Here is a 12,603-nt window from a genome sequence, read left to right as displayed (position 1 = left end):
CTGTAGGAGCACGGTGAAACTGAGTCAGACGTTTTGTAGTAACCTCTATCAGTTGGGGTCTACGGGATGCGCGCCGTACGTCTTGGACGATCCGGGTCGATATATCTATTAATCGTCAAACGTCAACACGACCGATACAGAGGATAGAATCCAGCACGTCGGCATCGTTTGTGTCACGTCGAAACAGGTGAGCCGACTACTCGATAGAGCCACGAATTGCTCACTCGATGTCCAACTGGTCGCTCCCACCGTTCTCCCCACTGCCGTTCTCAGCCCATTCGAGTTCGAACTCGATACTCAAATTCCGCCGGTCCGTCTCTCGGCCCCTCTCGTTCGGCTTTGACCTGGAACGTCGGGCGGGCCGGCGGCTCCATCGTCACGGACTCCGAACCGGACGTGAGCGTGATTCCGTGTCCTCAGTCGAGATTATCCGCGATTTTCCGAAGATACGAGGCGATATCTTCTCGGCTCTGGTCGCTCTCCGATTTGAACAAGACTTCCTCGGTCGCACACTAGGTGCTACAGAGCCTCAATGGATAGATCCGTCCGCCGTATCGTGTAGATGAGTTGGTCAGTGCATGTCAGCCTTTCCGGACCCCTCCCACTCTCCACGACACCCGCTGTGTGGTTGAATTCGTTCAACCACGTACCCGAATGTTATTCATATTCGCACTTGAACAGCGATATAGATCCCGACCATGGGAAAAAACGGCAGTATCGGTATCCTGTGTCAAAAGCACAAGCCAGTGTTCAGCGAGGTGGCCGAGCGTCTTCGGAACGCAGGCTTTCGGGTTCGATTCTTCCATCCTCGATCTCGTCTCTCACTGGATCATGTCGTCGACCTCTCGTTGATCGTTAACAAAAAGACGCTCCCGAGCGCACTCCCGGCTCTCAGGCATGCTCGACAGGAGGGGACGCCTCTGTGGAACAACCTCCAGGCGACGGTTTTGTTCAGTTCACGACTGATCGGTCTTCGAGCGCTTTCGAAGCTGGGGTTTCGCACACCCGAAGTCACCTTTGAGAAACCCGAGGGCGAATACGTCGCAAAAGGCTACTACATATGGAACGGCGAACCCGAACTCAACGGTGAGGGAGATTTCTATCAAAAGCTTATCCCGACGGAACCGATCGATTACAAGTATTATGCTGTTGATGACGGAACACGGATACACGTCGCGGGGAGGCGCGTCACCTCGAAGCTCTATGGCGAAAAACAGTTCCTCGGTCAGATACGGAACAGGCCAGCGCTTGCAGCGTCCCTCCGACGACTTGTTCAGCGGTTCGACCTCCGGGGTGTCGGGGTTGACCTTGTCAAAGATGACGACGGGCAGTATTGGGCTTTCGATGTCAATCTGGCAGCGGGATACCGAAACACTGGATTAGAAGCCGCACTTACAAAGTCGATTATTTCGAGTCTGCCAAGCGAGTGAACCGACCTGTCCCTCCGAACCGGAACTCCAAGAGCGTGCTTCTCAACGGCTTGTTGATCGGTTCACTCCCCCCGATGCGAATGCAGCTTCAGTTGTCACTCTCTAGGTAGCGTCGCATACCACGCTCCAGAGTTGCCCGTTCGGTGAGAGCGGTCAATGCCGTGAGTAGCACAAGCGGTGGTGAGCTTTCGGAACTGCTTTCGCCATCGTCGTGACCACTCGGAGGCACCGTACTTCGGCTCGAGCGTGGAGTTTGGTAACTCGGATCGGCTGGGCTGTTCATAGAAATCAGCGTCTATCCAAGCGTTCCAGGCTTTTTCCAGCGGCGTAAACTCACGGTAATTGAATGAGCGGGTCGACTCCGAGTCGGTGGGCGAGTGCCCGGAAGTTCTGATCGGCATAACCATCGTCTCCGAGAGAAATAATAACACGCACCAGGTCGCCATATCGAACCGCTCAAACGCTTTACACACCGCCGATCGTGAGGGACGTTCAACCAAGTCAATGGTACGACGGGTCCGTGACATCTCGATGAGTTCGTCAAGCGGTCCCTCGATACTTCGTGTTCGTCGGCACCTTGAGACACGGTGGAACGACATGTTGAGGAATTGTATGGCGATGTTTGGAGAATTTCGAACAGTACCAAGCGACAGCGCGCCGGGATCCATGGCTTACAGTCTCGGTGAATAAGATAACCGCGGCTTCGGGAGGTCGTCCATCCCGTTGGATTGCCGGCTGAGATTGTAACGCTTTGAGGATTTCAACGGGGCTTTCGTTCTCGAGTGATCACTGACCACTAAGTCGTCCCACAGCGTACATCCGGTATCCAATGGCTGGCTCCTCGTCGAGGGACACCGAGCCGTGGTATTCGCGGGGACGTAACCAGGTTTATCGCACCCTCGAAGCTGATCCGGATGGTCTTTCGACGGAAGAAGCCGCAGATCGCCTCTCTGAATACGGACCGAATCGCTTGCCGAAATCAAAGCCGGTCACAATCTGGCAGATATTACTGCATCAGTTCAAGAACCCGCTCATCTACATTCTCGCTATCGCTGCAATCGTCTCGTTCGCCATCGGAGAGGGGACTGACGGCGGATTCATCGCTGCGGTACTGTTGATCAACGCGCTCGTGGGAGGAGTCCAAGAGTGGCGTGCAGAACGCAGTAGCCAGGCGCTTCAGCAACTCATTCGAACCCGCGCGACGGTCATCCGGGACGGAGAGACACGCGACATCGACGGGGAGGAAGTCGTTCCGGGTGATGTCGTCCTCCTCGAATCTGGTTACCGCGTTCCTGCGGACATTCGACTCGTATCGACACACGGTCTAGAGATCGATGAGTCAGCACTCACGGGTGAGTCTGCACCTGTACTAAAAGACGAGGAGTGGGAAGGCGACGACCGGGCTCCACTGGGCGATCGACACAACATGGCACACGCCGGAACGGTGGTCAACCGCGGGCGGGGGCGCGGCGTGGTCGTCGAAACCGGTGCCGACACAGTTGTCGGTCGATTGGCCGAGGACGTCACGGCCGTCGAGGGCGGGCAACCACCGCTCGTGACGCGCATGGAGCGATTCACCCGCATCGTCGGTCTCGTCGTGCTCGTCGCTGCAGCGATTACCGCACTCCTCGGGATTTTTCTCCAGCAGTACGACGCCGTCGAGATGTTCCTATTCGCCGTGGCACTGGCTGTGTCGGCGATTCCCGAAGGCCTCCCCGTGGGGATCACGGTCGCATTGGGTGTCGCCAGTCGGCGGATGGCCAAAGTCGGCGTCATCGTTCGGCGCTTGGTGGCTGTCGAGGGACTCGGAAGCTGTACGATGATCGCCTCGGACAAGACCGGGACACTGACCGCTAACGAACTGACCGTCAAACAGGTCCAACTCCCCGATGGGAGCGATTTTGAGGTGACCGGCGAGGGGTACGCCCCGGAAGGAAACGTGCTTCGAGACGGGCACCCCCCAGAGCCCGATCTCGCAGACGAGTTGTCTCGTCTCGCCCGCGCTTCCGTACTCTGCAACGAGGGCCACCTATCTCGACGCAACGACGAGTGGACGTGGCGCGGTGATCCGACGGACATCGCGCTCCTCGCGTTCGGGCGCAAGCTCGGGTGGTCCCGCCGGTCGGCGCTCGATGGGCAGCCGAAAACCGACGAAATCCCGTTCGAACCTGAACAGCGCTATGCAGCGACCTTCCACCGGACAGACGAGGAGACACGGGTGTTCGTCAAGGGCGCGCCCGAGCGCGTTCTGGGGATGTGCACGGCTAGCAGTGAGGGCGAGTTCTCACAACAGACGCTCCGGCAGCAGGCAAACGAGATGGCTCACGATGGGTATCGTGTACTCGCTGTCGCCGAGGGATCGCTGGAACCAGACACCGAACCCGGACAGCCGCCATCCGAACCGACCGATCTGACGTTTTTGGGGTTTCTCGGGTTAATCGATCCCCTTCGATCAGGTGTCGCGGAGGCGATAGTATCTGCAAGACACGCTGGCGTCTCGGTCACGATGATTACCGGAGATCATCCGGAAACCGCACTCGCGATCGCCCGTGATATCGGACTTGCCGAGTCCCTAGAGGAGGTTACAACCGGGGCCGAACTCATCGATGCCTCCAAAGAACAACTTGAGGAGACCCTCGAAACGACGCGGGTGTTCGCGCGCGTCTCGCCGGATCAAAAGCTCAAAATCGTCGAAGCGGCCCGTCGTATTGGGCACTACGTGGCTGTCACCGGCGACGGCGTCAACGACGCACCAGCACTCCGGCAAGCGAATATCGGTATCGCCATGGGACAGATGGGAACTGACGTTGCCCGCGATGCGGCAGAGTTGGTAATCAGTGACGATAACTTTGCAACCATCGTCGCCGGCATCGAACAGGGCCGGGTCGCCTTCGACAACATTCGCAAGGTGATCTACTTACTCATTTCCACCGGCGCCAGCGAAGTGGTACTCGTCGTGTTGAGCCTCGCCGCCGGGCTTCCGCTCCCATTGTTACCCGTCCAAATCCTCTGGTTGAACCTCGTCACGAACGGAATCCAAGACGTTGCTCTGGCGTTCGAACCAAAAGGAGGCGACGTGTTGAATCGGCCCCCACGGTCGCCGGACGAGCGGATCTTCAATCGGATAATGATCGAACGGACGCTCGTCGCCGCGCTCGTGATCGGCGTAATCGGGTTTGGAACGTTTATCCGGTTTCTGGATCAGGGGCTCTCAGAGGCCGCCGCCCGTAACCACCTGCTACTGCTAATCGTCCTGTTCGAGATCGTAAATATCGGTAACGCACGCTCCGAGACGACCTCTCTGTTCCGGCTGTCGCCCCTGCAGAGCCCGATCTTGCTCACCGGGACGATCGTAGCGTTTCTAATCCACCTCGGAGCGATGTACTTCCCACCCGCCCAGGCGGTTTTGGGGACGGCACCGGTTAGTTTGCAACAATGGCTTGTCCTCGGTGGCGTTGCCCTGAGCATAGCGGTCGCAATCGAACTCCACAAACTGAGTTGGAAAATGCGGTACCCCCGGACGAGGGAATAGACCCCGATCGATCTCCGAACCCCACGAATTGGAGATCTAAAGGGCCGAACTCTCCGAATACTCCCATACGCTCTGTATACGACACGTTAGGTCGGCAATCGGATAAAGTCGGGTAACGATTCTCGATTCACAGTGTCTACGCCGGCGTTGAACCCCCGGAACGCCTTCGGTCCGCGTAGATGAGTTGAGTTCGACACCGCTGGACATCGGGCCACTGTGCCACGTTTCGATGTAGTACGCGTATTTACAGCGGGATAGATACACGCACCTCAGGCGAAATATATCATTTTACCAATAACTGCCGTTTTACTCAACAGACTGTTTTAACACGCTACGTCGGTAATCGTTCACGTATGCGTGGATTCCGAATCGGTTCGGCGTTTGGTATCCCGGTCAGGCTCAACTGGACCTTTCTGATCGTCCTCCCGCTCTTTGCCGTATTCATTGCCTGGGATATCGCCGAGTTAGCCGTGATAATAAACGAGATGCTTGGTGCGACGATGGATCCGGACCCATTGACCGAAGGAAACCTTCCGTGGTTGCTCGGACTAGCTTCGGCTTTGGGATTGTTCGGAGGCGTCCTGTTGCACGAGTTCGGCCACTCGGTAGTTGCCCTCCGATATGGATATGAGATCGATTCAATCACGCTCTGGTTACTCGGCGGTGTCGCGAGTTTTACCGACTTCCCCGAAGACTGGCGTCACGAACTCGTGATCGCTATCGCTGGCCCGGTCGTGAGCATCCTTCTCGGGGTGGGTTCTTACGTGATCTTTACCAGTCTTCCGCCGAGCGTCGACGAAGTCCGGTTCGTTTTCGGCTATCTCGCAATCTTGAATGTGGTGCTCGCCGCGTTCAATCTGCTACCCGGATTTCCGATGGACGGTGGGCGTATCCTCCGAGCGCTTCTCGCTCGAAACCAACCACACGCAAAGGCTACCCAACAGGCCGCAGCCGTTGGGAAACTGTTCGCCTTCGGGTTGGGCCTTCTCGGGTTGTTTATTAACTGGTTTCTCATCGTACTGGCGTTTTTTATCTACATCGCCGCATCCGGCGAGGCTCAACAGACAACGATCAAAGCGGCCTTCGAAGACGTCACTGTCGAAGATTTGATGACACGCCAAGAGGATCTCATAACGGTTTCCGAGGAGACCACTATCTCTGAGCTATTGGCACGGATGTTCACCGAGCGGCATATCGGATACCCGGTGGTGCGAAACGGTTCCCTCATCGGGATGGTGACGTTGGACGACGCGGGTGCTGTCGAGGAGGTCGAACGAGATGCATATCGCGTAGAGGACGTGATGTCAACCGAACTCTATACCATCACCCCCGACGCAGACGCGATGACCGCCTTCGAGCAGATGCAGCAGAACGGCGTTGGCCGCTTGCCGGTCGTCAACGAGGCAGGCGACCTCGTTGGAATCGTCTCCCGGACCGACATGATGCGGGCTTTCGAGGTGATCCAGGGTGGCGGGCCGCCACGGACGCTCGGCCAGCCGACCTCCGAACCCGATCTCCAGTGAGAACTGGCTCTTACGGAAAAATTGCGGCGAATGCTACATTCTCACGGTGGGAGCGAAGCACGTGAATTACCGGGGATACGGAGGTCTCCGACGTGAATCGAGAGTATCTCCGGCCCACGGTGTGGAGACAACTACGGAACTTGCACCCCGGGGCACAGCGGTTCCAGACCCCGCTCGCTTCGCTCGGTCTGAAATCCCGTGGCCGGATTCCCGCGTTTTCAGGCGCGGGAGGGGGTCAATATTCGGTTCGGTCAGTAGTCGTTCATCCAGCCAGTGTCTGACCCGAATGGCCAGTGATATCAGTTAGCATTAAAATAGTGTTCGATTTTCCAAGAGGGCTTTAGACGTGCCGTCTCTACCTGTATCTACCAACCGTCAACCGGCGTGCGTTCGTCACTGGCACGGGGCTTACCCTCCCTGGCGTGCTTGCCGGGTGTCTGGGTGGTACGCACGACGGCGGGCCGGCGCGCCCAGATCCGGGGAACATATCGACCGACGGTCGACTGCACAATGGCACGGAAGAGACCGACACGTTCGACGTAACCGTCGAGACCGAAGAGGGGTACGTCCTCACGGACGATGCCTTCGAGGCGCCGGGGGCGGGACTGAGCGGGTCGCTGCGGGTTGGGTGGCTGGAGCCACGCAGACGTTCACGGTCGCCGTCAACGAGACGGAGCTGTCCGAGACGCTCACCATTGCTATCGAGCCGACCGACGACGTCTTCGACGGATACGTCGATACCCGGTACACGACAGCCGGCGAGATAGAACCGGGGATGACGCCACGTAGCGAGTTCAGCGACCCCGATTCGGTGCCAGATTTGACCGGATATACGGTGAGCGCCGCCGTTGTTGCGCCCGACGTGGAGCCGGCGTCTGACTCGGGCGCGTGGGGGCTGTTCGTCGCCAGCCAGAGCGTCGCTGCCGAGTACTTCGGTGGCGTAGACGACGTGGGCGACGAGGTGCGGGCGTTTATTCAGGAGACACCGTTCGAGGATGGCGGTCGCCTCGTATACGTGCAGGCCTTCCCATCGGAGACGTGCTACGAGTTGTAACTGGTCGAAAAGCCGTTCATAACCGAGAACGGTCTCCCGATCGTCGAAACGGAAGTGACCCGTGCTGCGGCCGCTGATGAACCGCGCGAGGGGGCTGTCACGGCCGTCGAACTGCGCGTGCGGCTCTCGTTCGATGCCGGCGGCCCGCCGGCCGATGTCGCGACCGTTCGCGTCACCGGGTCGGCAGCCGATACAGAAGAAGGGATCGACGTCGATCACGTGGTGACCGGATGTCACGGACGAGACGGGTCGCTAGACGGGTGCTCGGAATCGTCACAGAGACCGTCGTTCGCCGTGCATCCGTTCCGTCACTGTTATAAAACGACCAATTGGGCTTCCGATACCGCGTTGGGAAATACTGAGCTATAACAAACCAGGATCTGAAGAGAACAGCATAATGGATCTGTGGTCGTCACGCACTGGTTTTATCTTCGCTGCCACCGGTGCAGCCGTTGGTATTGGAAACATCTGGCGCTTTCCGTCAGTCGTCGGTCGAAACGGCGGTGGCGCGTATCTGATTCCATTCCTCGTCGCGGTGTTCGTCTTCGCGGTGCCGCTCATGATCCTCGAAATCGACAGCGGACGGCGGACGCGTGCTAACATCGTCGCCACGTTTCGAGGGGTCCGACCGGGCTTCCAAGTCTTTGGATGGTTTATCGTGGCGATCGTTATCTTGATCCTCAGTTACTATCTCGTTATCACGGGCTGGATTCTCGCGTTTCTGGTGTCAGCGCTAGCTGGGGGCGACATTTCGCTGCGTGGCTTAACAAGCACGTATACCCCGCTCGTCGGCTTCACTGCTTCACTTGTCCTCGTTGGTGGCGTCCTCTCACTCGGCGTGCGGGAAGGGATCGAGCGATTGACCACCGTTCTCATGCCACTGGTGTTCGTGATTCTCCTCGGGATGACGGCGTTCTCAATGACGTTGTCGGGATTCTCCGCGGGGGTTGCATTCTTTTTGACACCGGATCTCTCTGTCCTCGACGATTCCCTAATATGGAGTGCCGCGTTTGGTCAGGCGTTCTTTTCTCTGTCTGCGGGCATGGGGATTCTCATCACGTATGGGAGTTATGTCGGCGAAGATATGAATATACCCGAGGCGACGGTCATCATTGCCGTGGCAGATGTGGTCGTCGCCGTCTTGGCCGGTATCGTCATCTTCCCGATTGTCTTTACGTTCGACCTCGAACCGTCACTCGGCACTGAGCTGGCGTTCTCGACACTCCCCGCGGCCTTCTCGCTCCTCCCCGGTGGACGGATCGTTGCCGGGGCATTCTTTGGGCTTCTGTTCGCGGCCGCTATCACTTCTGCTGTGTCCATGATGGAAGTCGGGGTTTCGACAGTTCGAGGTTCGACGCGACTCTCTCGGAGGCAAGCCACTGTTCTCGTTTCTCTGTTGGTCTTTGTCCTCGGGATGCCGTCGCTGTTGAGTTACACGCCGTTCCAATTCCGGGTTTTCGGAACGCCATTCCTCGACCTCCTGGACGACTCTGTTGGAACGCTCGGGCTACCAGTCGCGGCACTCGTAATCTCGCTCACGTTCGGGCATTTTGTGACCCGAGACGAGACGCGAGTATCGCGTACTGAGCGACTGACCGCCCTTTCGACGAAGTATCTCCTCCCACCGGTTCTCGTCGGTATCATCGTGTCGCAACTGCTCCTCGGGGTTGATTTCCCGAGTTGGCACATTCTCCCCGGGAATTCACGGGATCGAGCGCTGCTGTCTGTCGGAGCCCTCGTACTTATCGGGGGCTTCGGCTACCTTCTGGTCCGTCTCCGAGGAGTAGTGGCTAGGTGACCAAACCCAGTTCTGACCGAACCAAATCGTCTGAGATGTACTTGCTGTTCAGAACACTAGTAATATGTACAGATGACTCGGGTAACGTCGCCTGACTATGCTGTGTCCGAGGTACCCTCGGCTGGAGTAGTTTGCCCCCGAAACACGGAGTCCCCGGAGGCGACGTCGAGATTCCTCAGATTCTCTTGGTCGGAGTGTTCCTGACACAGGGGCGGCCGTTGCTTCGACTGCGCCATGGCCAGTTCGTATATAATATCGTTCAACTCTCGATATCGATATTCGTCCGCGTTAACCGAGACTTTTTGTAGACACTTTTTGAATATGTAAAGGCTGAGTATGTGGCAGGACGTCGGGCTCTTTGTGCTGGGAGCCATCGTTATCTTAGTCACGGGTCCCCGGCTCAGCCACCTCGCAGAAGACCTCGCCGATGCCTTCGGCATCGGGCAGTCGCTCGGAGGGATGATCCTTCTGGGAGCGAGTACCTCGCTACCCGGCATCATTATTTCGTTTGATACAGCACTCGGTGGGCAAGCAACGTTATCCGTAAGTAATGCGGTCGGCGGAATCGCAGCCCAGACCGTATTCATCGCCGTTGCGGACGTCGTGATGCGACGCGGACCGCTCAGTGAAGAGGTAACAGCGTCTGCGAGTCTCATGCAGTTAGCGATCCTTCTGTTCCTGTTGACCCTCGCGTTACTGGCCATGCTGGTCCCCACCGTGTTCACCATCTTCGGTCTTCACCCGGCGACGTTCGTTCTCGTTACCGCTGTGTTTCTCGGGTTCCGGATGATTCAGACGTCTGAAGTCGAACCGAAGTGGTACGCCCGCCGGTTAACTGGGCGGACCACTCAGCAGGATGCTCATTCCGAGTCCAAACGTACCCGTCGTGACTCGCTCTTATCACTGGGCCTTTTCGGAGAGTATCTCGTGATCGCTGGGCTCATCGGCGGGGCTGGGTGGTTGATTTCGTACAGTGGTCAGGGGCTAGTCGCGGAGACCGGAACCTCTCCGATGCTCGTGGGGATGACGGGAATGGCCATCGCCTCATCGATCCCCGAACTGGTCACAGCCGTTTCAGCCGTCAAGCGAGGTGCGGTCGCGTTGGCGATCGGCGATATCATCGGGGGAAACGTGTTCGATACACTCATGATTGCGCTTGGTGACCTCGCTTATTCGGCGGCCCCGATCTACGGGGACGTAAGTCCTGAAGTGCCGTTTCTCACCGGGATAGCCATCCTCATGAATAGCGTCTTGATGATCATGTTGATCCGCCGGAAGACAGAGGACTTCGGGACAGACGTCGGAACGGAAAGCTATCTGATCTTCGTCATATACGTATCTGGGATCGTTCTCATATTTATCTGAGATCGAGGTCTTTTCGACGTACGATCGCTCTCGTCCCTTCGTATGGCAGCGGTAGTTTCAACCTCATTTAAATGTAGAACGCGTCCATCGGTGTAGTATCACGACATATGCAGTACTGATCCCGAGCAACAAAACGGGGAGTGACTCCGTTAATACACCATCTTGTTTGAGTTGAAGCCGCAACAGTAATACAGCGTTGTTGCGACGAGCTCAATCGTTTTTGTGCTCACGAATGCTATACGAACTCGGGTTGTCAGATCCGACGAAGATTGTCAGCGCAGTAATCTCTTCATCTATATTGAAAAAGTCGTGTTCGATTCCCTGATCAACGAAAACCACATCGCCAGCCTCGACCTCGTATGTTTCGTCACCAACACGAATCATTCCCGATCCGGAAATGATGTAGTAGATTTCGTCCTCCGTGTGGGGATTCTTTGGCGAGGAGGTTGGATATCTCCCTATCTCGATGAATACGGACTCTTTATCGAGCACTTCAGCGTGCTGGATATCTTCATTTTCGAGTTCCGTTATCAACTCTCCCGTAGAAACGTGGGTCATACCGACTTGTCATTATGCCCTCTAAATCTTCAAACTTCGCTTGCCTCTTTGCGGACAGCCCCGAAGCATCCGTACGCTGCGACCAGTTTCTGATTGTCTCTAGATAGGTCAGTTCGACGCGTGCAAGGTACAAAACGCCAATGTTGCACGGAATTATCCCCGGGGTCGACCAGGACAGCCGTTCGGAAATACTAGCTAGGTGTTTTATGTTACAAGACTCACATAGAGTGAAGCGATGACAAATAACGACCAGTCTATCAATCCACCGGTCAAGTCGAATCAAGTAACACAGCTACTGAATCGACGACATGTCCTCCGCGGACTAGGTCTCGGAACGAGCGTCGCCGCGCTCGGACTCGGCAGCGTCGGCACTGTCGCTGGCGACTCAGTTTCTGTTAGTGGGGGTGGTGCTGCACTTCAAACCGCGATCGACAACGCTAATGACGGCGACACAGTCGTCGTGACGGACTCTGCAACGTACGATTCCGTAACGATTGAGGACGGCATCACACTGGAAGCGACCGACGATCCAACGATCGAAGGCGACGGTGGGACTGGTGCGGCGATCAGTATCGCGGCTGATGATGTGACGGTCAAGGGATTCACCGTCACGAATCCAGGCGGACTCCTCGGAATCAAAGTCGAAAAAGGATACGACGACACGACAATCAAACGTAACACCGTCGAAAATATCGGTCCGACCGGACGCTTTGGCGTCACCGGGATCACCGTCGGTCAAGGCGATCACGATGGTATCGAAATCACGAACAACGAGATCCGAAACCTCGATCAGGAAACAACTGAGGACTCGAAATTCCCGACGGTCAACGGGATCGGCCGTGGTGAATCGCCAGACGTAGCTTGATTTCACGATTTCAGTGATTGCTTGATGTTGTGAACGGCACACATCAGAACGAGTTCACGAAATTCACCGTACCAAGTTCGCGCACGCACGGCGTCGCCGAGCGTGCGCTTGATCGTCGAGAAGACGGTTTCACACATCGCTCGTTGGCGGTAGCGAGGCCCATCGATCCGCGCGTTGTGCGCGTGATCGATGGGCCGGAACTCCCGATGTTTAATCAATGGGAATAAGCAACATCCATATTAGGGTCAGGGCACCCGGAGGTAACGGACCCAGCTCCCCGGGACCCGGTGCTCAGGGGGTTATCAGGTCTCTGTCAAGGGCCGGCCTCAGGATAGGAAGGATAATGAAGGTTTTCTATGAGAATTAGAGAAGTTTAACGATACTTGAAGAGTATATCGAGTATTTCAGTTTGACTCTCGGATCACCAGGGATGCTAGTTCAGTTAGGTGATCGTGGCCCTAAATGATCCGTTTTCAAA

The 12,603-nt window shown here is 56.8% G+C and carries 8 protein-coding genes and 3 pseudogenes; 8 read left to right on the top strand and 3 right to left on the bottom strand.

All coding sequences use genetic code 11. The features are described from left to right. Positions 1-220: 220 nt before the first annotated feature. Positions 221-494: pseudogene (locus R6U53_RS07535) on the bottom strand (amphi-Trp domain-containing protein). A 204-nt stretch (positions 495-698) separates the two neighbouring features. Here R6U53_RS07535 and R6U53_RS07530 point away from each other — a divergent pair. From R6U53_RS07530 to R6U53_RS07505, 6 genes are all read left to right on the top strand, one after another. Next, positions 699-1,430: a hypothetical protein gene (locus R6U53_RS07530; RefSeq protein ID WP_410321747.1), complete on the top strand. Its 732-nt coding sequence runs from the start codon at positions 699-701 to the stop codon at positions 1,428-1,430. An 829-nt stretch (positions 1,431-2,259) separates the two neighbouring features. Further along, complete coding sequence (locus R6U53_RS07525) at positions 2,260-4,962, top strand: cation-translocating P-type ATPase (protein WP_410321746.1); 2,703 nt, start codon at positions 2,260-2,262, stop codon at positions 4,960-4,962. A gap of 353 nt (positions 4,963-5,315) precedes the next feature. After that, positions 5,316-6,485, top strand: a complete 1,170-nt coding sequence (locus tag R6U53_RS07520; protein WP_410321745.1) for a CBS domain-containing protein — start codon at positions 5,316-5,318, stop codon at positions 6,483-6,485. Between the two features lie 628 nt (positions 6,486-7,113). Next, the gene (locus tag R6U53_RS07515) at positions 7,114-7,539 is read left to right on the top strand and encodes a hypothetical protein (RefSeq protein ID WP_410321744.1); all 426 of its coding nucleotides are present in this window, start codon (positions 7,114-7,116) and stop codon (positions 7,537-7,539) included. A 397-nt stretch (positions 7,540-7,936) separates the two neighbouring features. Beyond that, on the top strand, positions 7,937-9,337 hold the full coding sequence (locus R6U53_RS07510; RefSeq protein WP_410321743.1) for a sodium-dependent transporter: 1,401 nt from the start codon (positions 7,937-7,939) through the stop codon (positions 9,335-9,337). Between the two features lie 336 nt (positions 9,338-9,673). Then, positions 9,674-10,702 carry a sodium:calcium antiporter gene (locus tag R6U53_RS07505; RefSeq protein WP_410321742.1) on the top strand — a complete coding sequence of 343 codons (1,029 nt, stop codon included), beginning with the start codon at positions 9,674-9,676 and terminating at the stop codon, positions 10,700-10,702. 210 nt (positions 10,703-10,912) lie between these two features. Here R6U53_RS07505 and R6U53_RS07500 read toward each other — a convergent pair whose 3' ends face one another. Beyond that, complete coding sequence (locus R6U53_RS07500) at positions 10,913-11,260, bottom strand: cupin domain-containing protein (RefSeq protein ID WP_410321741.1); 348 nt, start codon at positions 11,258-11,260, stop codon at positions 10,913-10,915. Positions 11,261-11,495: 235 nt separating this feature from the next. On the opposite strand from R6U53_RS07500, the gene R6U53_RS07495 reads away from it, so the two are divergent. Further along, on the top strand, positions 11,496-12,125 hold the full coding sequence (locus R6U53_RS07495; RefSeq protein WP_410321740.1) for a hypothetical protein: 630 nt from the start codon (positions 11,496-11,498) through the stop codon (positions 12,123-12,125). 2 nt (positions 12,126-12,127) lie between these two features. Here R6U53_RS07495 and R6U53_RS07490 read toward each other — a convergent pair. Further along, positions 12,128-12,346 (bottom strand): annotated as a pseudogene (locus R6U53_RS07490) (transposase); the annotation flags it as partial. Here R6U53_RS07490 and rpsK point away from each other — a divergent pair. After that, a pseudogene (rpsK, locus tag R6U53_RS07485) lies at positions 12,346-12,492 on the top strand (30S ribosomal protein S11); the annotation flags it as partial. The pseudogenes R6U53_RS07490 and rpsK sit on opposite strands and share 1 nt — an antisense overlap. Positions 12,493-12,603 lie beyond the last annotated feature (111 nt).

It is taken from the genome of Natronomonas sp., assembly GCF_046483325.1.
Taxonomy (GTDB): Archaea; Halobacteriota; Halobacteria; order Halobacteriales; family Haloarculaceae; genus Natronomonas.
This window is presented reverse-complemented; position numbering and strand designations above follow the sequence as displayed.

What these genes read in the sequence shown, in the direction of transcription:
- R6U53_RS07530 (WP_410321747.1), top strand. Translation starts at nt 699, where the DNA reads ATGGGAAAAAACGGCAGTATCGGTATCCTGTGTCAAAAGCACAAGCCA.
- R6U53_RS07525 (WP_410321746.1), top strand. Translation starts at nt 2,260, where the DNA reads ATGGCTGGCTCCTCGTCGAGGGACACCGAGCCGTGGTATTCGCGGGGA.
- R6U53_RS07520 (WP_410321745.1), top strand. Translation starts at nt 5,316, where the DNA reads ATGCGTGGATTCCGAATCGGTTCGGCGTTTGGTATCCCGGTCAGGCTC.
- R6U53_RS07510 (WP_410321743.1), top strand. Translation starts at nt 7,937, where the DNA reads ATGGATCTGTGGTCGTCACGCACTGGTTTTATCTTCGCTGCCACCGGT.
- R6U53_RS07505 (WP_410321742.1), top strand. Translation starts at nt 9,674, where the DNA reads ATGTGGCAGGACGTCGGGCTCTTTGTGCTGGGAGCCATCGTTATCTTA.
- R6U53_RS07500 (WP_410321741.1), bottom strand. Translation starts at nt 11,260, where the DNA reads ATGACCCACGTTTCTACGGGAGAGTTGATAACGGAACTCGAAAATGAA.
- R6U53_RS07495 (WP_410321740.1), top strand. Translation starts at nt 11,496, where the DNA reads ATGACAAATAACGACCAGTCTATCAATCCACCGGTCAAGTCGAATCAA.